Origin of the sequence: Pseudomonas bijieensis, assembly GCF_013347965.1 — a bacterium.
GTDB classification, from domain to species: domain Bacteria; phylum Pseudomonadota; class Gammaproteobacteria; order Pseudomonadales; family Pseudomonadaceae; genus Aquipseudomonas; species Aquipseudomonas bijieensis.
On record NZ_CP048810.1, the window covers coordinates 237433 to 259917 of the forward strand.

The following is a 22485-nucleotide window of genomic DNA, read 5'->3' on the forward strand; positions in this document are numbered from 1 at the left end:
GCATCCGACTCGGTTAAAGGGACAAGGAGCGACGTTTGGCTTGCATCAGCTGGCTGCGACCGGCCAGCGCCTGGGACTGTTGCCGCTCGCGGGCGAAGGCCTGGTCCCAGCTGTCGATGCGTTCGGCCAGCGCCGGCAATGGCTCGTCCAGCAGGCTGTGTAGCTGTTCCAGCAGGCACGTCCACAGGTGTTGCAGACGCGAGGCACGGTCCTGATCGAAGTATTCACCGCGATACTTGAGGGTCGCGGCGAGGCCTTCGCTGCCGTGCACCAGGTCGAGCACCAGGTGGAAATCCCCCGGTGCCTGTGCCACGTCCAGCGCGGACAAGTGCGCGCCGGCGATGGCGGTCGGGGCCACCCGCGACGGCTGATAGTTGAGCTTGACCTGGAACAGCGGCGAGTGACCGGGACGGCGCTGCGGCGCCAGGGCCGAGACCACCAGGTCGAAAGGCAGGCCTTGGTGGGCGTAGGCCAGGCGCGCTTCATCGCGCACCTGCCCAAGGAAACCGGCCAGGGTCGGTTCGCCGCGCAGGTCACAGCGCAGGGTCAACTGGTTGACGAAGAAGCCGATGACGTCGTTGTGCTCGGCCAGCGGCCGGCCGCTGACATCGGTGCCCAGCAGGAATTGCGGCTGGCCGCCCAGTTGCTTGAGCACCAGTTGGTAGCAGGCCAGCAACAGCATGAACAAGGTCATGCCTTGCTCGCGGGCCAGCGTCGTCAGCCGTTCGCAATTGGCCTGGGGCACGCTGAAGTCCAGGCTGTGCTGGCCCTGGGTCTTGCCGTTGCCACCCAGGTCCAGCGACTGCGGCATGCCGGCCAGGTGCGCGCGCCAGAAATCCTGCTCGGCGGCGATCCGCTGTTCGCTCCAGTGCCGAGCTTCCCATTGGGCGAAGTCGAGGTATTGCACCGGCGACGAGGCATCTGCCGAGCCGGCCAGCTCCGCCAACAGCACTTGCGCCGAGCGACCGTCGAAAGCGATGTGGTGCAGGGTCAGCAGCAGGTCATGGTGCTGGTCATCGCGGCTGAGCAACTGCGCCCGCAGCACGGGGCCGGCCTCCAGGTCCACAGGTGTGGCGTGTTCGTTGGCCAGGTGGTCGCGCAGTGCCTGCTGTTGCTGCGCCTCACTCTGGTCACGCAAGTCATGGTGCGCCAGCCGGACCGCCGAAGCCGGCAGCACCCGTTGTTGCGGGCCTTCGACACCGTCGCGGTAGACGGTGCGCAAGACACTGTGGCGCTCGACCAGGGTGTTCAGGCGCAGTGCAAGTGTCTCGACGTCCAATGGCCCTTGCAGATGCAGGTGCAGCACCAGGTTGTGCTGGGTGTCGTCCGGGTTCAACTGACGCAGGAACCACAGGCGACTCTGGGCGAAAGACTGACGACCCTGCTGGGTGTCGAGGCGCTCGCTCGAGGTCTCGGAGGTTGGCGACGCCTGTCCCAGGAAGTCCTGCAAGGCTTGCGCCCATTGCCCGAGGGTTTGTTCGCCGAACAGATCCTGGGTATCGAGGCTCCAGCCCAGGTCCCGGTGCAAGCGAGCGGCGAAGTCGGCCAGGCCGATGGAGTCCAGGCCCTGGCCTACCAGGCTGAGCTCGACGTTCGCCGAGAAATACGGGTTGACCTGGCGCAGCGTCTGTTCCAACCACTGACGGCACGCCGCCGGGGCGAGGTGCGATGCCTCGGCTACCAGGCGCTTGAGCTGGTCAAGGTCGACGGCCTCGCTATCGTCGGCGAGGGCGCCAGTGCTCTGGGCAATGATGCTCAGGGTGCCCGCGGCCAATTGTTTGCGCGCGCCTTGACGGGCGATCTTGCCGCTGGTGGTCATCGGGATGGTGCCGGCTTGCACCAGCACAATCTGGTCGATGCCACAGTCGGCGGCTTCGCGCACGGCATTTTGCATCGACGCGAACAGCGCCGGGTGATGGGCCGGGTCGACGAACTTGCGTTGCGGCTCGGCGACGATCACCAGTTTCTCGCGGCCCAGTGCCGGGTCCATTTCCGAGAAGGCGGCGATGCGCCCGGTACGGATGCCCGGCTCGGCGTCGGTAATGGCGAATTCGATGTCGTGGGGGTAGAGGTTGCGACCGTTGAGAATCAGCAGATCCTTGAGCCGCCCGCAGATCACCACCTGGCCTTCGTGCATGAAGCCCAGGTCGCCGGAGCGCAGGTAATGTTCCGATGAGCCGATGATCTGTGCTTCAAAGGCTTCGCGAGTGGCCGTGGGGTTCTTCCAATAGGATTCGGCGTTGCTTGGGCCCTTGAGCCAGACTTCGCCAATGCGATCGTCAGCGCAGCGCTCAAAGGTTTGCGGGTCGACGATGGCGATGCTGTGCAAGGCTTGCGGGTAGCCGCAGGCGACGAACTCCACGGCGGCGGCATCGGCGGCCGCCAGGGCCACGCGGCCGGTCTCCAGCACGGCTTTGTCCAGGCGCAGCACCACCGGCAGCGCGTCGGCCGGTGTGGCGCTGACGCACAGGGTGGCTTCGGCCTGGCCGTAACCGGGGCTGATGGCCAACGGGTTCAGGCCGCATGCGGCAAAGCGCTGGGCGAAGGCTTCCAGGGTGCCTGGGTGGATCGGTTCGGCGCCGTTGATGGCGTGTTTCCAGGCGCTCAGGTCGAGCTGTGCGATCAGGCTATCGCTGACCACGCGGTTGCACAGGGCATAGGCGAAGTTGGGGGCGAAACTGGCGGTGGCGCGGTAGCGACTCAGCGCCTGCAACCAGGTCGACGGCGCATTGACGAACGTCTGGGACGCCATCAGATAGCAGGGCATGCCGCTGTAGAGCGGGGCCAGCATCCCGCCGATCAGACCCATGTCGTGGTACAGCGGCAGCCAGTTGACCATGGCGCCGTGTTCGTCGAAACCGTACGCCTGGCGCATCAGTTCGACGTTGGCGATCAGGTTGCGCTGACGCACCTCGACGCCTTTGGGCGAGCCGGTAGAGCCCGAGGTGTATTGCAGGAAGGCCACGGTCGAACCATCGATGGCCGGGCGTTGCCACTGGCCGGCCGGGGGTGTGCCCAGGTCCTGTACGGTCAGCACCTCGACGCGGCCCTCCACCAGTTCCAGCAAGCCTTCGCAATAGTCCGCCGGTGCGAGAATCAGCGCCGGTTCGGCATCCACCACCACGTTGCGGACGCGGTCGAGATGGCGCGGTTTGCGCGACGGCGGCGGAAACAACGGCACGGCAATCAAGCCGGCATACAGGCAGGCACAGAAGGCGCGGGCGTAGTCGAGGCTGCTGGGCAGCATCAGCAACACCCGGTCGCCCGCTGCATAACGCGCTTGCAGCGCGGCCGCCAGGGATCGGGATTGCTCGTGCAGTTGGGCAAAGGTCAGGGTTTCGCCGATCTCTACGCCGTCCGGCAGGAAATGCAGGGCGGCACGCTGAGGGAAGTGCTGGGCGTTGGCTTCCAGCACGTCGATCCAATGTTCGAATGAAAACATGTGCAATTCACGCCATGGCCACGATGACTTTGCGGTCACCTGTGAAAGGATTGCGACCGTGTGCCACCAGTCGGTTGTCGAGCATCAGGACGTCGCCGGGCTGCCAGGGAAAACTGATGGCGGTCTCGCGGTAGACCTCGCGCACGGTGTCGAGCATGTCGTCGGCAATCGGCGAGCCGTCGCCGAAATAGACATGGCGCGGCAGGTTCTCTTCACCCACCGCCGCCAGCAGGCTGGCGCGTACGCTCGGTTCGATGGCCGATACGTGGAACAGGTGCGCCTGGTTGAACCAGACCCACTCACCGGTCTCGGGATGCTGCTGCACGGCGGCGCAACGCTGGCGGGTGCGCAGGTCGCCATCGGCTTTCCATTCCCACTCGATGTCGTTGTCCTGGCAATAGCGTTCGACCTGGGCACGGTCCTGGGTGTTGAAGACTTTCTCCCAGGGCAGGTCCAGGGCGCCGCTGTAGTTGCGCACGTAGAGCAACTCGCGGCTGGCGAACAGCTCGCGAATCTCGGCAGGCATGCGCTGGTAGATCAGGCGGCTGTCGGCAATCGGGGTCTCGCCACCGGTTTCGCTGGCCTTGATGCAGTGGAACCAGATGCGCGAAGGCCAGGGCCGGGTGTAGGCCTGCTCGTTGTGCAACGGGATGAATTGATGGGCCGGGTACTCAGTGGAGCTATAGATCCCGGCGAAGACTTTGCTGCGCGGCGTGGAGCCGAATTCGTAACTGGCCAGCGGTGCACCGAAGCTGGCAGCGAAGCGCTTGAAATCGATGGGCGTGGCGACGGTGAAACCGCGGAACAACACGCCGCCTACCGTGGTCAGGGCATGGGCCAGGCCGTCGCGGATCGAGGCGTCCAGATCGTGGATCGACTGTCCCGGTGCCGCCTGTACCAGCACGGGTAACGACTGCGCGCTTGCATCCGTGGGCGCCATTGAAAAAAGCTCGGAACGCCCGTTCAGGTGTTCGATTGAGGTCATCCTTGTGCATCCTCTTTTGTCTTCTTCGACCAGTCACAGGACCTTGAAAGCAGGGCAGCGGTCGGGTGTGTAGGACTCGTCTGTAATGTATCCAGATCAATACAAGACGACATACTAGGTACAAATGAGATGGATTATCAATACTATTTATTTAATTTTTTTTTTGGATTAGACTCCGCTCCGCTGGCGCCAAACAGCCTTCGGCCAGCTCAAAAAACCTAAAAATATCTGTCGCAGGGGAGCGGGGCGTGAATTTCAAAAAGAACACAATTGCGTTGGCTGTGGGGTCGGCCATCGGCTTGAGCAACGGCGCATGGGCGGCTGAAGAAGCGAGCAAGATGGAGATCGCTCCCATCACCGTGACGGGTGAAAAAATCGACCGTACGCTCGAGAAAACCCAATCCAGCGTCGTGGTCGTCACCGACAAGAACCTGCGTGAGCATGGCGACAAGGACCTGGTGGATGTCTTTGCCCGTACGCCCGGCGTCTATAGCCAGGCCGGCAATGAGAACTGGGGTATTCGTGGCGTGCCGGTGTCCGGTTTCGACGACCAGGGCCCGGCGGCCCTCAACGGTGCGGTATCGGTGTATGTCGACGGTGCCGTGCAGCCGAACCGCGCGCTGACCCTCAGCCCGGTCCCGCTCTGGGATGCCGAGCAGGTCGAAATATTCCTGGGTCCACAGTCCACCACCCAGGGTCGTAACTCCCTGGCCGGTGCGGTGGTTATCCAGACCAAAAATCCAACCTTCGAGCCTTCCTTCTCGGCGCAAACCAATGTGGGGAACTATGGTGAGCACGGAGCGGCCGTGGCGGGTGGCGGGGCGATCGTGGATGAGAAGATCGCCGGGCGTATTGCCGTGGATTATTCCGACGGTGACGGCTACATCCGCAACACCACGCTCGATAAAGATGCCAACCCGCATCGCACCAGCAACGCGCGCGGTAAATTGCTGATCCTGCCCAATGACGACACTGACGTCTTGCTGACGTATGCCCATAACGAACACCGCCAGGGTGACCGCTCGACGATGCGCGGTTCCGATGGCAAGCCGAGCTATTACGACATCGCGTCCAATACCGAAGCCTTCGACAACCTCAAGCAAGACACCCTCAGCGCCAAGGTGGATTATCGCCTGAACGATGCCTGGTCGCTGACCAGCATGACCGCCAATACCAGCACGGACTACAGCAACCGTCTGGATTTTGACCAGAATGCGGTGGACAACGAGGTCGTTCTGCGTAAGCAAGACGGGAACCTGTTCAGCCAGGAACTGCGTCTGAATTACGCCTCGGACACGGTGAAGAGTTTCGTCGGCGCCTACTATGGCCACAACACCAACAAGTTCCACGACCGGCTGCTGTTCGATGACGTGCTGGTGCGTACCGTCAAAGGTGATACCAAGATTGAAAACAAGGCGGTGTTCGGTGAAGTCAACTGGACGTTCGCGCCGCGCTGGACGTTGATCACCGGCCTGCGTTACGACCACGAGACGAACAATACCGATATCGAGGAGGACGGCCGTTTCGTTCCCGAGAAAATCAAGAAGTCGTTTGATGCCGTGCTGCCGAAACTGGGCATCGACTATGAATTGGCCACGGACCAGTACCTCGGATTCATGGTGCAGAAGGGCTATCGCGGTGGTGGTGTCAACCTGCGCTCCGGTAGCGGTCACCAGGCCTACGACCCGGAATACACCACCAACTACGAGCTGTCCTATCGCGGTTCGTTCTTCGACAAGACCCTGCGCGCCCGCGCCAACCTGTACTACACCGACTGGAAAGACCAACAGGTCAGCGTGCGACAGTCTGGCAGCAACGTCATTGATATCTACAACGCCGGTCGCAGTGACATCAAGGGCCTGGAAGTCTTCGTCGAAAAAGACATCACCGAACAACTGACCCTGAACGTCGGTGGTGCCATTACTGACAGCAAATACAAGGACTTCGTCGCTGACAATGGCCAGGACAGGAGCGGTGAATCGTTCCTCTACTCGCCTAAATACAAGGCCTCGGTGGGTGGTGTCTATCGCTTCGACGATCGCCTGATATTCGGCACGGACATTGTCTATCAGAGCACCGCGCCTTCGGAGTACGAATTCGACTCAAACGGCAAAGTCAGTGGCGAGCGTAAGAGCGACGCCTATGTGCTGGTGAACTTCAACACCGAGTACAAAGTCACCAAGAACGTCGCCGTGTCCGCCTATGTCAAGAATGCGTTCGACAAGGAGTACGTCACCAACAATCGCAACGACGACATCATCGACGTCGGCGCACCGCGCACGTTCGGCATGATCCTGCGTTACGACATGTAAACCCATGGGCGCGGGGAGGCAATCTCCCCGCGCCTGGTTTGCGGCTTCCCGGATGTGTGTTTCCAGGCTGTTTGTTCCCTTCCAAACCCAGCCTCCATGGAGGAAATCATGAGTGCTTTTTCGAATGTCACAGCGGGTGGCGCGCAACAGCTACGCCTGTTGCACACCGGCCTGTCGAGTCCTTACTGCCTCGATTCGACACCGTTGCTGGAACGCCAGCAACAGCAGGAATCCAACGCCCGCAGTTACCCGCGACGCATTCCCCTGGTGCTTGAAAGGGCCCATGGCATTTATGTGCAGGACAGTCGCGGACAAGTGTTCGTCGATTGCCTGGCCGGTGCCGGCACTCTGGCGCTGGGGCACAACCATCCGGTGATCATCGAAGCCATCACCCAGGTCATGGCCGCTGGTGTGCCGATGCATACCCTGGACCTCATGACACCAGTGAAGGACGCATTCGTCCAAGAGATTTTCGCGTGCCTGCCCAGCGAGTTCGCTCGCCATGCACGTATCCAGTTCTGCGGCCCGAGCGGGGCCGATGCGGTCGAGGCCGCGCTCAAGCTGACCCGTACCGCGACGGGGCGGCATTCGGTCCTGGCGTTCGAAGGGGCCTATCACGGGATGACCCTGGGCACGCTGGCCATCAGCGGCAACCTGTCGCCCAAAAACGCCCTCGGCGCGTTGATGCCCGGTGTGCAGCGCCTGCCGTTCCCCCATGATTACCGCTGCCCGTTCGGGGTGGCCGGCGATCAGGCGGTCACGTTGAACGTGCGTTATCTGGAGCACCTGCTCAACGACCCGGAAAGTGGCGTGACCGCACCGGCGGCGATGATCCTGGAGCCGATCCAGGGCGAGGGCGGGGTGATCGCCGCGCCGGACCGCTGGCTGCAGGAGCTGCGCCGCTTGACTCAGGCCCATGGCATCCCGCTGATCGTCGATGAGATCCAGTGCGGCATCGCCCGCAGTGGGCGGATGTTCGGCTTCGAGCAATCGGGCATCACGCCGGATGTCATCACCCTGTCCAAAGCCATTGGCGGTGGCTTGCCGCTGTCGGTCATGGTCTATCACGAGTCGCTGGATGTCTGGCAACCGGGTGCCCACGCCGGCACGTTCCGTGGCAATCAGCTGGCGATGGCGGCGGGCACCGCGACCTTGCGCTTCATTCGTGACCATGGCTTGGTCCAGCACGCCGAAACGGTGGGCGCGCACTTGCAAAAACACCTGCGGGCACTGCAAAGCGAGTTCGCCTGGATCGGCGATGTGCGCGGTCGCGGCCTGATGCTTGGCATGGAAATCGTCGATCCGCAGGGCACCCTCGATGTACAGGGGCATCCGCCGGTGGACACGGCCCGGGCCAAGGCTTTCCAGCAGGCCTGCCTGAAGCACGGATTGATCGTTGAACTGGGCGGACGTCACGGCGCGACCGTGCGCTTGCTGCCGCCGTTGATCATTACCGAGCAGGAAATCGATTTTGTCGCGAAAATCCTGTTCCAGGCCGCGAGCACGATCAACGAGCGTCCTGCGGGTTAATCATCCACCGATGTCCAGGGCTTGCCGACTGCCATCGGCAAGCCTTTTTTTCATGGGGCAGGGAATAACAATGCAGAAAAATTTCGCCTCGCTGAAACCCGCCTCGCTGTTGCTGCTGGTGCTTGGGTTAAGCGCCTGTGGTGCCCAGGAACCGCGCGCCAGGCCCAGTGCGGCGTTGCCGCAGGTCAAGACTCTGACGGTCCAGCCGCGAGCGTTTGCCATGAGCACTGACTTGCCCGGTCGGATCGAGCCGGTGCGCATCGCCGAGGTGCGCGCGCGGGTGGCCGGTGTGGTGCTGACCCGGCACTTCCAGGAGGGCAGTGACGTCAAGGCCGGCCAGTTGCTGTTCAGCATCGACCCGGCGCCGCTCAAGGCGGCGCTGATGCGCGCCGAAGGTGCGCTGGCCAGGGTCGAGGCCGATGTCTATCGGGCCAACGCCCAGGTGCAGCGCTTCAAGCAACTGGTGGAGATCAGCGCCGTCAGCCCGCAGGCGTTCGACGAAGCCATGTCCGATCTCAAGAGCGCCCAGGCCAATCGCCTGGCGGCCCAGGCCGACCTGACCAGTGCCCGGCTCAACCTGGATTACTGCCAGGTGCGCGCACCGATCAGCGGCCGCATCGGTCGAGCCCTGGTCAGCGAAGGCGCGCTGGTGGGGCAGGACGAGGCGACGCAGATGGCGCGAATCCAGCAACTGGACCCCATTTACGCGGACTTCACCCAATCCGCCGATCAGGTGGTGGCCTTGCAGCAGGCGCTGGCCAGTGGGCGCCTGACCCTCGATGGCAGCGGTGCGGCCGAGGTGACGGTACAGGTGGGCAATCCCGCCCAGACCCGACGCGGCAAGTTGATGTTTTCCGATATTTCCGTGGACCGAAGCACCGGGCAAGTGACCTTGCGCGGCGAGTTCCCCAACCCGGACAACGTGCTGCTACCTGGCATGTACGTGCGGGTGGTGGCGCCGGCAGGGGTCGACCCACAAGCGCTGTTCGTTCCACAGCAGGCGGTACAGCGCGGTGCCGACGGCCAGGCCCGGTTGATGCTGGTGGATGTCGCTGGTGTGGTGCGCGAACGGGTGGTCAGCACCGGTGCGATGTTCGGCACCGACTGGCAGATCACCCAGGGGCTGGCGGCGGGCGAGCAGGTGGTGATCGAGCGGGCCGACAAACTCAGCGCGGGGACGCAGGTCCACGTGGTTACCTTGGCCGAGCAACAGGCTCGTAACTGACGGCCAGCGGCCTAGGGAAGAAAACGATGCCGGATTTTTTCATCAACCGTCCGAACTTTGCCTGGGTCATCACCTTGTTCATCGCCCTGGCCGGCGTACTGACTCTGGGCACCTTGGCGGTCAGCCAGTACCCGGACGTGGCGCCGCCGCAAATCAATGTCAGCGCCAACTATCCGGGGGCCTCGGCGCTGATTGTCAGCCAGAACGTTACCAGCCTGATCGAAGAGGAGCTCAACGGCCTCAAGGGCTTGATCTATTACGAATCCAACAGCGCCAACGGCGGTGCCGAAACCACCATCACCTTCAAGCCGGGCACGGATCCCGACATGGCCCAGGTCGATGTGCAGAACCGCTTGCAGCGAGTGGTCGGCCGCTTGCCCCAGGCGGTGATCGAGCAAGGGCTGGAAGTGGAGCAGGCACGTTCCAACTTCCTCCTGGTGTATGCCTTGTCCTACACCGATGGCCAGCAGGACTCCGTCGGGTTGGCTGACTATGCCGCCCGCGCCATCAACAACGAAATTCGCCGGGTGGCCGGGGTCGGACGAGTGCAGATGTACACCGCCGAACGGGCCATGCGGATCTGGGTCGATCCGGCGCGGCTGGTGGGCTACAACCTGTCGATGGCCGATGTCGGCAGAGCCATCGCGGGGCAGAACATACAGGTGCCGGCTGGTAGCCTGGGTGAACGGCCGGGGCCAGCCGACCAGCAGATCACCGCCACGGTGATGGTACAAGGGCAGCTCGAATCGGTGGAGGCGTTCGGCAACATTGTGCTGCGGGCCAACGACGACGGTTCCAGCGTACGAATCCACGACGTGGCGCGGGTCGAGCTGGGGCGCAAGGACTACCGCTTCGACGCGCGCCTGAACGGCAAGCCGGCGGCGGCCATGTCGGTGCAACTGGCACCGGGCGCCAACGCACTGCAAACGGCGGAGGCGATCAAGACGCGGCTCGCACAGCTGTCGAGCACCTTGCCGGCGAACATGGTCCTGAGCGTGCCGTATGACACCTCGTACTTTGTCGAGGTGGCAATCAAGCAAGTCATCTACACCCTGGTCGAAGCCATGGTCCTGGTGTTCCTGGTGATGCTGCTGTTCTTGCAGAACCTGCGCTATACGCTGATTCCGGCGGTGGTAGTGCCGGTCTGCCTGCTGGGAACGGTCGCGGTCATGGCCGCGCTGGGCTTCTCGATCAACATGATGACGCTGTTCGGCATGGTGCTGGCGATCGGGATCCTGGTGGACGACGCCATTGTCGTGGTGGAAAACGTCGAGCGGTTGATCGCCCAAGAACACCTGTCGCCCAAGGCCGCGACCCGCAAGGCCATGCGGCAGATCAGCGGGGCGATTGTCGGCATTACCCTGGTGTTGGCGGCGGTGTTCCTGCCGCTGGCGTTCATGGGCGGCTCGGTGGGCGTGATCTACCAGCAGTTTGCCGTGGCCTTGTCGGTGTCGATCCTGTTCTCCGGGTTCCTGGCGCTGACCTTGACGCCGGCCCTGTGTGCCACCGTGCTCAAACCTTTCGACCCGGCGCACCCGACCCGGCCCAACCGCTGGGCGAGCGCTTTCAATCGACGCTTTGAGGCCCTGGCCCAGCGTTATGAGCGGCTGGGCGCGAGCTGGGTTCGACGCGGTAGCCGCAGCCTGTGTCTGTACCTGGTGTTGCTGCTGGTACTCGGCTTCACCTATGCCCGGCTGCCGTCCTCGTTCCTGCCTGCGGAGGACCAGGGGTACATCGTCACCGATATACAGCTGCCACCCGCCGCATCGGCCGCGCGCACCGACGTGACGGTCCAGGCATGGGAGCGATATGCCCTGGCGCAACCAGCCACGGACCAGGTGTTGGCGATCATGGGTTTCAGTTTTTCCGGGGAGGGCGCCAATGCGGCGTTGTCGTATGTCACCCTCAAGGATTGGTCGCTGCGCGGCAGCGGGCAGGCCAGCGACGAGGTGGCTCGACGCGCGAACGACGCCTTTGAAGAGGTCGCCGATGGCACGTTGTTCAGCGTGGTGCCGCCGCCAGTCGACGGTCTTGGCACCTCCAGCGGCTTCGAGTTGCGCTTGCAGGATCTGGCGGGTCAGGGGCACGAAGCGCTATTGAAGGCGCGCAACCAATTGCTCGAGGCAGCCAAGGCCTCGCCGGTGATTGACCATTTGATGGAGGATGGCCTGGCCGATGCACCGCAAATCAACGTCAGCATCGACCGTGAAAAGGCCGAGGCGCTGGGGGTGAGTTTCGATGTGATCAGTGCGGCGCTGTCCTCGGCGCTGGGTTCGGAGCAGATCAACGAGTTCGCCAATCAGGGACGGATGCAGCGGGTGATCATCCAGGCCGATGGCATGAGCCGGCAGACGCCGCAAGCGCTGCTGCGCCTGCAAGTGCCCAACCGCCAGGGGCGCCTGGTGCCTTTGGATGCGTTCAGCCGTTTTGAATGGCAGGTCGGACCGTTGCAGATCGCTCGCTATAACGGCTCGGCATCGCTGCGTTTTTCCGGGGATGCCGCGCCGGGCTACAGCACCGGGCAGGCGATGCAGGCGTTGCAGGACATCGCCCGGCAGTTGCCGGCCGGTTTCAGTCTCGAATGGGCGGGGCTGTCGTTGCAGGAACAACAGGCCAGCGATCAGGTGCCGCTGTTGGTAGGGTTGTCGTTGACCATGGTTTTGCTGGTGCTGGTCGCCCTGTATGAAAGCTGGGCGATTCCCTTTGCCGTGCTGCTGATCGTGCCGGTGGGCATGCTCGGTTCGGTATTGGCGGTGACAGTGATGGGCATGCCCAATGATGTCTATTTCAAAGTGGGCTTGATCACGATCATCGGTCTTTCCGCCAAGAACGCCATCCTGATCGTCGAATTTGCCAAGGCCCTCCACGCTGAGGGCGCCAGCCTTGCACAAGCGGCGGCTCAAGCTGCACGCTTGCGGTTCCGACCGATCGTCATGACCTCCCTGGCCTTCATCCTGGGAGTGATGCCCCTGGCGTTCGCCAGCGGTGCCGGTGCTGCCAGCCAGCGAGCGCTCGGCACCGGCGTGGTCGGCGGCATGTTGGCAGCGACCGTGCTCGGGGTTTTGTTCGTGCCGGTGTTTTACGTTCAGGTGCTGTCCGTCGCGAACCGCTTGCGTCGCCGCCGTGGTGCATCGATCGAGGAGGGCGCGTGACATCCCGTTGATTCGAGCTGGGTGGAAGGCACTTCCGGCGTTGGAAAACACCGAGCCCCAGGCAGTCGTTCAAGGTCTCTGCAGTGATCACCAAACCCTGTGGGAGCGAGCTTGCTCGCGATGACGGCGGTACATCCGACATCACTGCCAACTGACCCACCGCTTTCGCGAGCAGGCTCGCTCCCACAGGGATTTGCGGTGGACTCCAATTCTGTGAACGCCTCGGAACCATTGTGGGAGCGAGCCTGCTCGCGATGACGCCGGCCAGCCAACATCACTGTCAACTGACCCACCGCTTTCGCGAGCAAGCCCGCTCCCACAGGGATTTGCGGTGGACTCCAATTCTGTGAACGCCTCGGAACCATTGTGGGAGCGAGCCTGCTCGCGATGACGCCGGCACAGCCAACATCACTGCCAACTGACCCGCCGCTATCGCGAGCAAGCCCGCATTCACAGGGATCTGCGGCGGACGCGCGATCTCGCCCGTCAGTAAGCCGGTGCTATCGGTCTTCCACGCGGACCTGTTGGAACCCTGTCACCAAGTCGGGCCATCCTGTCGTGCTCGACCTCAGGCATTGGCGTGGGTCAGCCCGGTCAAGGTGTCCGCGATAGCCTTCGTACGTTGCGCCGTGCCTTCGGTGGTGCGGCTCGAGTCTTCCAGGGCATCGAGCATCTCGCGCAGGGCGCTCACGGCGATGGACTGGTCTTCGATCTGTTGGGCGACACCTTGGATCTCCGTGGAGAGCAGGTCAATGTCGACGCCGATTTCCGCGGCATTCTTGCGGGTGATTTCCGCCAGCTTGCGAACCTCGTCCGCCACCACCGCAAACCCTCTGCCCATCTCACCGGCGCGCGCCGCTTCGATGGCGGCGTTGAGGGCCAACAGGTTGGTCTGTCCGGCGATTTGCTGGATAACCTGTACGATCGACTGGATACGCAAGCTCGAACTGGCCAGCGCCCGGGCGCCGACCACCGCTTCCCCCGCTTGGGTGGCAAGCTGCTCGACAGTCGTGCCGGCCTGTTCGGCGACGTTGTTTTGCCGGTCGATCGTGCCCGTCAGGTCATCCATCGACAGGTGCAGCTCGCCGGAGTAATGCTTGATCTGTGTTGCGATCTGCGCTTGCTGCTGGCTGGCGTGAGCCAATACCTGGCCCAGGTCCGTCAGGCCGTCGAACACCGGCAGGATCGTATTGTCCAGGCCGCGAGTGTCCAAGGCGCTGCTGAAGTCATTCATCTTGAACGCCATGATCTGCTTGACCACCACATGGTTCAGGCCCGCCAGCTTCTTGACCTGACGGCGCAGGAAAAACGCCTTGAACTCGCCATAGTGGGCGATGAAGTTATCGACGTATTCATCGACGAAACTGGCGCCCTTGGTGATTCGAAAGAAGAAAATCGCCGTGAGCGTCTGGTTCAGGTTCAAGCCGAGGATTTCGCCAAAGGTCGAGAAGCCGGCCAAGGGCACATCCCCGAAAATACCGGCCATGCTGCCCAGGTCGCTGCTGTTGTTGAGCCGGCGCAGGATGCAGTCGTTGAGAATGGCGGCCACCGGACGGCCGCCCTTGCCCTTGAGAAATTTCTCGTAGTCGAGCCGGGTCGCCTCGCGAAGGGGCGTGCGCTTGACCATCACCAGCTCTTCGCCGGGCGCCACATCGCAGAACAGCTGGATGATCTGCTGCTGAAAGTCGATACGGGCAATCGAGCGTACGAACAGCTCATCGCCCACGCGGATGGCGAATGAATAATCGGCCAGCTTCTTTTCCAGCGCCTGAGCACTGCACTCGAATGCATCGCACAGTGCCTGGACCATGCTCTTGATGTTCCCACGGCTGTCGATGACCTGGTCGATGGTGCGGTCTTCGACCGACGCGGTCAGCACATTGAACGTCAGCCCGGCAGGTTGGAAATTCTGGCTCTTGAACACCCCGAAGCGCACATCCGCCGCGGTTTTCAGGAAGACAATCTGCGCATGGTTCTGATAACTGCGCTGCCCATCGCTGATCAGGGTTTTTTTGAAATCCGTCTTGCCACCGGCCGACCCGCCGACGAACAGGCAAGGGAAACGTCCAGATTCATAGAGCGCCTCCATAAAGAACGACTCGGAGGCCGAAAGACCATCGAACACCACGTAGGCCAAGGTATCGCGATGATCGATGGGCGTGCTCACTTGCGCCTGCTTGATGTTATTCACCAACCTGGTGATTCGCTCACGCATGGCCAGGCGCTTGCCGCCACCGCGAATGTCCTCGCACTCCAGCGGCACCATCACCACCTCGGCCGACACAATCACACTGGCGTCAAACAGCTGCAGCACCACCCGGTCCCAGGTTTCACCGGTCTGGCAATACAGCGTGTTCGCACCGTTGCACAACTCGCCCGAGGTCGTGCACAGGCTGATGGTGCTGTTGGGAAAGCGCTTCTTGACCTTGGCAGCGACTCGGTCGATGTCCAGGTGAGGGGAGACGAACCCGGTGACCAACACGGGAGTGATGCGTACGTTGGCCAGCGTCTGGTCAAGTTCACCGGCAGTGCAGACCACGCTGACCGTCCCCTGGTTGCGGGCTCGGGCTTTGTTGAAGAGGTTCAGTAGGTTCATGGCTGGACTCGGTTGAGCGCGACGTGAGGCGTATGACGGCTGGGGGGTATGGGCGTGAGCTTGTGCTATTTGCGGGGGTGGCCCATAGGGGCTTTTGGTTGGGGGTTGCTCCGTCTGTTGGTTAGCGACTTTCGTATAGGTGCCAGGGAAGGGGCGATGAAAAAACAGTCTCTGACCTCTAGACGAAAAAATGGCAGCCGCTATGCTTCGGTGATGGCCTCTTGCTACTTTTTATGGACGTCATAACCAGTCCTTGGCGTGAGAGGAGAACTGGTTCGTCATCGCCCTTTTTGCAGAGACAACTCGTGAACAAACAAAAAGCTGTGTCGGGATTTGCTCGGAGTAGTTTAGATATAAAAACTGTGATGCTTTGGGTGTTGAAATGAGTGTCTCGAATATTAAAGGGGTTATTGTAGTTAACGAAGCTGTATCTGGTATCCAGTTGGCTGAGTTACAAAGAAAATTTCATATGAAACTGCCAGAGTCCTATGTGCAAATGCTTCGCTCGGCTAACGGCTTTTCATTGCAAAGTGGCGTGGTCGTCTATTCTTCTGATGAACTTGTTGAGAGGAACGAGACTCTTGAAGTGAGCACTTATGCTCCAGGTTGTCTTGCGATAGGCGACGATAGTGGTGGTCGTTCCATATTAATTTCTTTCACAAGTGAATGTGTTTATTTGGTGGGGCAAGGTAGCATGGATTCAGATGATTTTGAGATGATTAGTAATTCGTTGGCTTGTTGGCTTAGCAAGGGGTGTGTGCTCTAGTGCGCTGCGCTCGAAATAGCCTGTCCATTAGAGTGTGATTTAGCTCGTTTGCTTCTAATTTGTGGCGCGCAGCGCTACATGTGAGGACGTAATGTACGAGTATGTAGAGTATGTGTTAGCTAATTATTTTAATGTGGCGATTGGTTATTCCGAAGGAGAGGCTGTTTCAATTTTGCGTGTGCATCTAGCCTCAAATCCAACCCTTTTTATTGGGGTTAGAGCACATGTGAAACGTGCATTTGGCGACGAAAATTTTTCGTGGAAAGAAGCTCTTTCTAGAAATGATGTTGTTACATTTGAATCGGAGAGCGAGGCGCGTGAATATGCGCAAAATCTACTTTGGAGTCAAGTGCTTAAGCTCTGATTATTTATAAGATACATCGGTTTAAGCAGATCTATCAGGAAGGGGAGGCGATGCACGAAAAAAACAGGGTGGTTGATGTTAAAAAATCACAACTCGTAGTGGAAGGGGGCGGAGATGGGGCTCGATAGCTCACCTGTGATTGGCCCGTCTCATAATCGTGATGTGTTCCCATGTTACATTTGATCGAGGGCGGAAGGGGCAGACCCTGAGGGACCCCCGGTTGTCAATTGTTGGAAACCAATCGTTCCTAGAGGTTGAATTCAATGCAATATGTAAACCTGCTTGGTATGCACCCTGGATGCGTGGAACTGCGACCATTTGCGAAAAAATTCTTTGACACCCTAGGCGTTGATGATAGGGAAGAGCGCGAGAGCAGTAATTACATTGATGGTTATTATTTTAAGGGATCCCTTGGTGGCATGACTTTCTCCGTCGCTATCTCAGACGAAGATACGCATGAAAACGTACCGTACTGGATTCACATTTCAGCGAACTTGGTTACACCTGACGCATCTAGAAGATGCGGTTTCTCAGTTGATTCGAGATAAGGTACTTCCAATGGGGTTTAAGTTGGCCCGTATTGTTAACTTTGGTAAGCGAGGTGAGCTGCGAATTGACTACTGACATGTCAAGCGTGATAAGGACTATATTACGATTGTTATTGGTAGGGTTGTGATGATAGGTTTTGTCAATGGCGAGATTTTTCAGGTTGAATCACGGTGACCAACGCACTTGAGAAGTCAGAAGGCAACAGAGAGATAGGGCTCTAATAAATGAAGTTTACAATGACCGTAGTTGAAAAATTTGAGTTGTCAGATGGAGTTGCGATCCTCGCTTGTATAGGCTGTAACTCAAATGTTGATGTTGTCGGAAAGCGATTTTATCCGGTTTCTGGTGATAAGGTTCGACTGCCTCTGACGATAGTTTGTGAGCGTAAGATGCTAAATCAACAGTCGAATCTTGATCAAAAGGCTTTTGAAATAAGAGATGTTGTGGATCTGACGCAAGAAGAGGCAAGAAGTGGAGATTGGCAGTTGGTCGTAGAATAAAATCAAGAGGGCTGGACGGGGAGTAAAATTCTAGCTTACTTGAAGTAGTGCTATTAACGCTTTACTACGCTATTTAAAGGCCAAATAGAATGCTAGCGATTGTCGGGTAAAGCATTGCGCACAAGTAGATTTTGAGTTTGGCGATAAAAAATATTATTTATTTTGAGGGTTGGATGGATGAGTTCTCCAATTATTTTTAGCTTGAGCGAAGATGATAATTCAATGAGGTTGATTTATCGTCTTGAGCATGACTTGGAAAGAGATCACGAAAGAGTATCTTTGGCTCAAGCTTTAACATTGGATAAAACTCGCCCGCTTATGGGGCTTAAAGGAACCTATGGGCTTTTTGGATCAGCAGATTGGTGGGATAGCATCCGCCAAGGACAAATGCCGCTGTTATTCATTTCTGGCGTCATTTTGCGGGCTTATGTTGCGGGGCAAGATAAGCATCAAGCGAATAATATGCTTGATTTAGAGCTAAAAGACGGCTCGGTGCGAGCTGTTGGTATTTATGTCAATGATAGGGAAGACGTTCGGTTGTTTCGGCCTGGTTACAAAGCTAGTGTTGTATATGCGTTAGATGAGTTGAAGCAGCAGCCGGCTTCTGATGGTGGTGTTAACTACTCAAAGGTTGCATTGGAGATGGCGATTTCATTGCAGTCTGTTATATAGCGAAAGCCGCTTGTCGTTGGCAGCTTTGAGGCAGCGTGGACCAAGTTTTTCGCAGGGTATCTGCTGTAGTACGCACTGTCTTAGTTGGAGGTTATGGTCTATTAGAGATCCCTCAGGGACAGACCACGTTTTCTGTGAAGTATTTTGATTGACTGAAACAGTAGGAAATAGAATGGGGTGATGTCTTTTCTTAGGTTGGCTAAGCTTTCGGTCCGACTTGCAGGCTGTATGGCAGTTACGCAGAGATAGAGGGCTTTAGTTATGGAATCCCAACTGTTCAACGAAGTTCGCCAGATTATTGAAGACTGCAAAGTGCTGAATTTTCCAGAGTCAAAATTGGCACTTGCAATAATTCGCGCCGCAGAAAAATACTCCGATAAGGAAGTTGTAAGCGTCTTTTCCTGCCTGTCAAACGATGTGATGGCGGAGATTAGGCAGCAGATCTCAAGGTACGAAACTACCGGGGAATATTACGTCATTTCAAGTGCGGGGATAAAAGACTTGTTTGGACTGATGGGGCGCATTTCGAAATTAGTTGTAAGTTTCAATTAGTCCGTGTAGTAAAAATGTTAAGGCTGAAGGGGTGGCGGGGGCAGGCCACGTTTTCTGTGAAGTATTTTGATTGGCTGAAACAGTAGGAAATAGAAAAGGGTGATGTCTTTTCTTAGGTTGGCTAAGCTTTCGGTCCGACTTGTATGAAAGGACTCTCCATATGCCACGCAGAGCACGCGTCTTGATACCGGGCGTACCCTTGCATTTAATTCAGCGAGGGAATAATCGATCGGTTTGTTTTTTTCTCGGACGATGATTATCTTTTTTATATGGAACTCCTCGCTGAGCAAGCCAGCAAAAGTGGATGTGAGGTTCATGCGTGGTGTTTGATGAGTAATCATGTGCATTTGTTAGTCAGCCCTCAAGAACAAAGTAGTGCGGGTTCGCTTATGAAGGGAATAGGGCAGAGATATATGCAGTACGTGAATCGTACATATGGACGCAGTGGGACCCTATGGGAGGGGCGCTTTCGTTCATGCCTTGTTCAAAGTGAAAGCTATGTTTTGGCCTGCTATCGTTATATAGAAATGAATCCTGTCCGGGCTAGAATGGTAACGCATCCGGCAGAGTATCGTTGGTCGAGTTATCGTGCTAACGCACAATCAGAGTTTTCGTATTTTATTACCCCGCATGCTCAGTATCTGTCGCTTGGAGGGCCAAATACATCGACTGCCGAAGCTTACAGGGAGCTTTTTAGAAACGAGCTGGGGGTGGGGCTGGTTGACCAGATTCGGGCCGCCACTAATGGTAACTATGTGCTTGGTGGCTCTCGATTTGCTAATGAAATTGAAGCAGTGATCGGACGGCGAGCTCAGCGAGGCCATCCTGGACGTCCTGGAAAGCGACCACTGTCTTAGTTGGAAAACGTGGTCTGTCCCTGAGGGATCCCCACAAATTTACTCCAGGCTCTGCGCCTGATAATGCACCTCGTCGCGCAGGGCCTGCTCGAGTTTTTCTAAATGCTCTCGTCCGCCAAAGTCCGTGCAGCAACGCCAATACTCCAGCCCTAAGCGCCACAGCGAAAGCACTCGCCGATCTTTAAGGCTGTTACTTTGATAACGCTGTTCCAATTTGCTTTCACGTGCTAGCAGCCCTGTCAGGAAGATGAGGTAATTAGCCAAAGCTGCGATCAACAGCAACACCTCGATGCGCCGTGGACAATGACTTCTATGCAGATTCAGCCCCAACCCCAAGTGCTCACTTTTCACATCCCGGAAGCCTTCTTCAATCTGCATGCGCCTTTTATAAATCGCGACGATTTTCGCTGGATTCCACTCGCAGTGCTCCAGGTTGCTCGCCAGCAACCAAGGCTCACGCTCTCGTCTGGCGGACTGTCGGCTGAGTTTGTTTTGGCGATTGAACCTGTGACGCGTTGATGCTTACGTCCTTTGGCTGAGTGACGGACACAGTACAAGTCAATGAAATGAGGCGCGCTACGGGTCATCTCGACATGACCCAACGATTTGGGTGACGAAGTGGCCAGAGCATACAGGCTCTTCACAGGTTGCCAGTCAGCACCTCCCTGACGATAAAGCTCGCGATTTCGTATGCGAGCCACGTAATACCAGCCCTGCGCTGCCACTGCCTTCATCCATGGACGCCGAAAACCCGCGTCAGTTACCAGGATGGGAATACAACCGTCAGGCAGTAGTTCGGCCAGTGTATTAAGCAAGCGTTTTTGGTAGCTCGGGCAACTCTCGCGCTCATGCACACTTTCATAAATGGGAAATGAGCGTCCGGCCAGCGGGATCGCTGCTCTCAACAAAAAAGCATCCCCTGGAGCATCAATTCGAGACCAGTCGACCAAAATCAACGGATGTTTTAGCGAGCCCAGCAACGCTCGTAACATCACCCAGTAGAACAGTGGACGCTCTGCTCTGAGGTGTTGATTACCCAGCAATCGGTCGACTCGCTTGATGGCATGTTTGGGGTAAGCCCGGCCAGGTAGAGACCGCCCCAGGCCTGTCAGCGTCAGACGACGGCCTTGCAGTAACGAACTGACACAACTCATCAACGTAGTCAGACGGCGGGAATGGACAGAGGGAAGTGCTTGAGCGAGCGCTCTGTGTAAAAATCGGATGGCCTGCATGGGTTCGGGATCTTGTTTTTGTGTGGTGCAAACCAAGTTGCCGACTCATGCAGGTCTCTTCAATATTCCAACTTCTTGATTTCCTGTAAGAAAATTCGGGGATCCCTCAGGGTCTGTCCCCGTTTTCTTTGCGGTGATGGGGCCGATGGCGGCTATGCGCGACATAGCTACTCAGGCAATCCTCGGGTCGGCGCTGGATCAGGCTCGTGATTACGCAATAGAAAAGGTCGGCGACTACTACCAGACCAAAGGGGTACGAGCTGATAACGCCGACATCCTTGCTAGTGGTACAGTTTTTGGTGTAGAAACGCTCGCTGGTCGCGTCATGTCTGCGGTGGATGGAGCCAAGCAGTATGTGAGGCATATAAGTGGTAAAAGTGTCGAAAATAGCAGTGGCGAGACGGTTATTTTGTATCGAGTTGATGATGCAGATTTTGCTCCACGCATCGCGTCGGATGGCTCCGTGCCAGTCGTTGCTACTAAGAAAGGTGATGAACGTGCACTTTTCATTAATATCGGTCAGCCGGAGAGAGCGAAGGAGTTCGCATCGGTGAATCGCGGGGGGAAGGCAACTATTACTGCGGTGGAAGTTGATGCGTCCTTTCGTGAGCGGCTAAGGGCTACGGCCATCTACGATAAGGCCCCCGATGTAGGGCTATATCCAAGTTCACCTTTAAGTGTTGATGTTAATAAGGCGTCGGATCAATTTGGCCTGAGGACTCCTGAGCATTTTCAATGGCTGAGGGGTGCCATAAAGCCGAATACGGTCCGTATCATCGATCCGAAAAATCTATAAATAGAGGCGTAAAGGTGGCGGTAGTTTTTATTATTCCTTTTCATGTTCGACCGCTTGAGTCGTCAATCATGCCGTCTGATCTTTCTGGGGCATATGTAAGTTGTTATGCGTCTGGAGTTGATTATGTTGATGCTACTCAGAAAGTGCTAAAGCGGCTCTCTGATGATGGCCTGTATCCAATTGAGATTTTGGAGCCAATCCATGAGATGAACTCTGAAGAATGGTTCGAGCACATAAAAGAGCAGTGGGCAGATCACTTTGAGTCTCTGCCAACTCAGCTTGAGTTTGAAGAGGCGATTCAGAACAATAAAGTGGTATATGGGCCTTTTGGTTCATATTCCTAGCAGTAGAATCTCTGGAGGTAGTAGTTTTTGAGCTTCATCCATCTGCTGATTTATCACAAGTGAATTGATTTTGTGGGCCAGTGGTGTTATGTCAGTAATTCGCTGAATCCATTCTCCAGTATATAAACGGACGGCCTCTTGGCTGAGGCCGATCTGGATGGCGCGATACGGCAATGGTTGCAGTAGTAGATTACGCTCCGGGTCCCACTGAACACGTACTGGGGAGCGGCTTTTGAGTTGTTTCCATTCCTCGTGGCTCATGTTGGGTTCGGAGTGGCTGGGGCAACTATGTGCCAGTGCCCACTCGAAACCTTCGCGGGTTATGTCGATGGCAAGGATGCGTTTTTGGCCTTCGTCCTTGAATCCCCAGCCTGCGCGATACATCATCCAAAGAAATGATGGCTTAATCCAGGTCATGCGCTCCATTTTAAAGGGGGGCGAAACAAACGTTCCGTGTGTTAACGCGCTGTCGGCAATAGCATCGGAATAGGCTTGATAAACACGAATGGTTTTATCGTCATAAACAGCGCGAACTTGTTGGAGAATGGTTTGATTCATTGCTTTTTTCTCGCTGTAAGTCATCCGGTCTGAAGTATATTTTATGGGGAAGC

General features: G+C 57.8%; 16 protein-coding genes and 2 pseudogenes. 12 read left to right on the forward strand and 6 right to left on the reverse strand.

Annotated elements, in window-relative coordinates:
* Nucleotides 1-13: 13 nt before the first annotated feature.
* Nucleotides 14-3442, reverse strand: a complete 3429-nt coding sequence (locus tag GN234_RS00910) for a condensation domain-containing protein (RefSeq protein WP_176687640.1) — start codon at nt 3440-3442, stop codon at nt 14-16.
* 7 nt (nt 3443-3449) lie between these two features.
* Nucleotides 3450-4427 (reverse strand): TauD/TfdA family dioxygenase, encoded by a 978-nt coding sequence (locus tag GN234_RS00915; protein WP_176687641.1) that lies wholly within the window; start codon nt 4425-4427, stop codon nt 3450-3452.
* Nucleotides 4428-4675: 248 nt separating this feature from the next.
* On the opposite strand from GN234_RS00915, the gene GN234_RS00920 reads away from it, so the two are divergent.
* The 4 genes from GN234_RS00920 (at nt 4676) to GN234_RS00935 (ending at nt 12646) form a co-directional block, all read left to right on the forward strand.
* Nucleotides 4676-6739 carry a TonB-dependent receptor gene (locus GN234_RS00920; RefSeq protein WP_109753162.1) on the forward strand — a complete coding sequence of 688 codons (2064 nt, stop codon included), beginning with the start codon at nt 4676-4678 and terminating at the stop codon, nt 6737-6739.
* Nucleotides 6740-6847: 108 nt separating this feature from the next.
* Complete coding sequence (locus GN234_RS00925) at nt 6848-8269, forward strand: diaminobutyrate--2-oxoglutarate transaminase (RefSeq protein WP_176687642.1); 1422 nt, start codon at nt 6848-6850, stop codon at nt 8267-8269.
* 70 nt (nt 8270-8339) lie between these two features.
* The gene (locus GN234_RS00930; protein ID WP_109753160.1) at nt 8340-9494 is read left to right on the forward strand and encodes an efflux RND transporter periplasmic adaptor subunit; all 1155 of its coding nucleotides are present in this window, start codon (nt 8340-8342) and stop codon (nt 9492-9494) included.
* A gap of 26 nt (nt 9495-9520) precedes the next feature.
* Nucleotides 9521-12646, forward strand: coding sequence for a multidrug efflux RND transporter permease subunit (locus GN234_RS00935; protein WP_176687643.1), 3126 nt, complete (start codon nt 9521-9523; stop codon nt 12644-12646).
* Nucleotides 12647-13214: 568 nt separating this feature from the next.
* Here GN234_RS00935 and GN234_RS30250 read toward each other — a convergent pair.
* Nucleotides 13215-14132, reverse strand: a complete 918-nt coding sequence (locus GN234_RS30250; RefSeq protein WP_411828798.1) for a methyl-accepting chemotaxis protein — start codon at nt 14130-14132, stop codon at nt 13215-13217.
* 3 nt (nt 14133-14135) lie between these two features.
* Nucleotides 14136-15242, reverse strand: a pseudogene (locus tag GN234_RS30255) (FIST signal transduction protein); the annotation flags it as partial.
* Nucleotides 15243-15624: 382 nt separating this feature from the next.
* Here GN234_RS30255 and GN234_RS00945 point away from each other — a divergent pair.
* The 6 genes from GN234_RS00945 to GN234_RS00970 all read left to right on the forward strand — a co-directional run bounded on the left by GN234_RS00945 (nt 15625) and on the right by GN234_RS00970 (nt 19502).
* Nucleotides 15625-16008, forward strand: coding sequence for an SMI1/KNR4 family protein (locus tag GN234_RS00945; RefSeq protein WP_233459510.1), 384 nt, complete (start codon nt 15625-15627; stop codon nt 16006-16008).
* Between the two features lie 91 nt (nt 16009-16099).
* On the forward strand, nt 16100-16372 hold the full coding sequence (locus GN234_RS00950) for a hypothetical protein (RefSeq protein ID WP_176687646.1): 273 nt from the start codon (nt 16100-16102) through the stop codon (nt 16370-16372).
* A 785-nt stretch (nt 16373-17157) separates the two neighbouring features.
* Nucleotides 17158-17421, forward strand: a complete 264-nt coding sequence (locus GN234_RS00955) for a hypothetical protein (protein WP_176687647.1) — start codon at nt 17158-17160, stop codon at nt 17419-17421.
* Nucleotides 17422-17598: 177 nt separating this feature from the next.
* Nucleotides 17599-18093: a hypothetical protein gene (locus tag GN234_RS00960; protein WP_233459511.1), complete on the forward strand. Its 495-nt coding sequence runs from the start codon at nt 17599-17601 to the stop codon at nt 18091-18093.
* Nucleotides 18094-18354: 261 nt separating this feature from the next.
* The gene (locus GN234_RS00965) at nt 18355-18645 is read left to right on the forward strand and encodes a hypothetical protein (RefSeq protein WP_176687649.1); all 291 of its coding nucleotides are present in this window, start codon (nt 18355-18357) and stop codon (nt 18643-18645) included.
* A 269-nt stretch (nt 18646-18914) separates the two neighbouring features.
* Nucleotides 18915-19502, forward strand: a complete 588-nt coding sequence (locus GN234_RS00970; protein WP_233459512.1) for a transposase — start codon at nt 18915-18917, stop codon at nt 19500-19502.
* A gap of 39 nt (nt 19503-19541) precedes the next feature.
* Here the strand turns inward: GN234_RS00970 and GN234_RS00975 are convergent.
* A pseudogene (locus GN234_RS00975) lies at nt 19542-20734 on the reverse strand (IS4 family transposase).
* Between the two features lie 145 nt (nt 20735-20879).
* On the opposite strand from GN234_RS00975, the gene GN234_RS00980 reads away from it, so the two are divergent.
* Entirely contained in the window at nt 20880-21530 is a 651-nt protein-coding gene (locus GN234_RS00980; RefSeq protein WP_176687650.1) for a hypothetical protein, read from the forward strand.
* Nucleotides 21531-21598: 68 nt separating this feature from the next.
* Nucleotides 21599-21874, forward strand: a complete 276-nt coding sequence (locus GN234_RS00985) for a hypothetical protein (RefSeq protein ID WP_218950894.1) — start codon at nt 21599-21601, stop codon at nt 21872-21874.
* Here GN234_RS00985 and GN234_RS00990 read toward each other — a convergent pair.
* On the reverse strand, nt 21863-22432 hold the full coding sequence (locus GN234_RS00990) for a DUF4291 domain-containing protein (protein ID WP_176687652.1): 570 nt from the start codon (nt 22430-22432) through the stop codon (nt 21863-21865). The genes GN234_RS00985 and GN234_RS00990 overlap by 12 nt on opposite strands.
* Nucleotides 22433-22485: the final 53 nt, after the last annotated feature.

What these genes read in the sequence shown, in the direction of transcription:
- GN234_RS00990 (WP_176687652.1), bottom strand. Translation starts at nt 22,432, where the DNA reads ATGAATCAAACCATTCTCCAACAAGTTCGCGCTGTTTATGACGATAAA.
- GN234_RS00910 (WP_176687640.1), bottom strand. Translation starts at nt 3,442, where the DNA reads ATGTTTTCATTCGAACATTGGATCGACGTGCTGGAAGCCAACGCCCAG.
- GN234_RS30250 (WP_411828798.1), bottom strand. Translation starts at nt 14,132, where the DNA reads ATGGCCGGTATTTTCGGGGATGTGCCCTTGGCCGGCTTCTCGACCTTT.
- GN234_RS00930 (WP_109753160.1), top strand. Translation starts at nt 8,340, where the DNA reads ATGCAGAAAAATTTCGCCTCGCTGAAACCCGCCTCGCTGTTGCTGCTG.
- GN234_RS00965 (WP_176687649.1), top strand. Translation starts at nt 18,355, where the DNA reads ATGGAATCCCAACTGTTCAACGAAGTTCGCCAGATTATTGAAGACTGC.
- GN234_RS00980 (WP_176687650.1), top strand. Translation starts at nt 20,880, where the DNA reads ATGGCGGCTATGCGCGACATAGCTACTCAGGCAATCCTCGGGTCGGCG.
- GN234_RS00985 (WP_218950894.1), top strand. Translation starts at nt 21,599, where the DNA reads ATGCCGTCTGATCTTTCTGGGGCATATGTAAGTTGTTATGCGTCTGGA.
- GN234_RS00935 (WP_176687643.1), top strand. Translation starts at nt 9,521, where the DNA reads ATGCCGGATTTTTTCATCAACCGTCCGAACTTTGCCTGGGTCATCACC.
- GN234_RS00970 (WP_233459512.1), top strand. Translation starts at nt 18,915, where the DNA reads ATGGAACTCCTCGCTGAGCAAGCCAGCAAAAGTGGATGTGAGGTTCAT.
- GN234_RS00950 (WP_176687646.1), top strand. Translation starts at nt 16,100, where the DNA reads ATGTACGAGTATGTAGAGTATGTGTTAGCTAATTATTTTAATGTGGCG.
- GN234_RS00955 (WP_176687647.1), top strand. Translation starts at nt 17,158, where the DNA reads ATGACCGTAGTTGAAAAATTTGAGTTGTCAGATGGAGTTGCGATCCTC.
- GN234_RS00915 (WP_176687641.1), bottom strand. Translation starts at nt 4,427, where the DNA reads ATGACCTCAATCGAACACCTGAACGGGCGTTCCGAGCTTTTTTCAATG.
- GN234_RS00945 (WP_233459510.1), top strand. Translation starts at nt 15,625, where the DNA reads ATGAGTGTCTCGAATATTAAAGGGGTTATTGTAGTTAACGAAGCTGTA.
- GN234_RS00960 (WP_233459511.1), top strand. Translation starts at nt 17,599, where the DNA reads ATGAGTTCTCCAATTATTTTTAGCTTGAGCGAAGATGATAATTCAATG.
- GN234_RS00925 (WP_176687642.1), top strand. Translation starts at nt 6,848, where the DNA reads ATGAGTGCTTTTTCGAATGTCACAGCGGGTGGCGCGCAACAGCTACGC.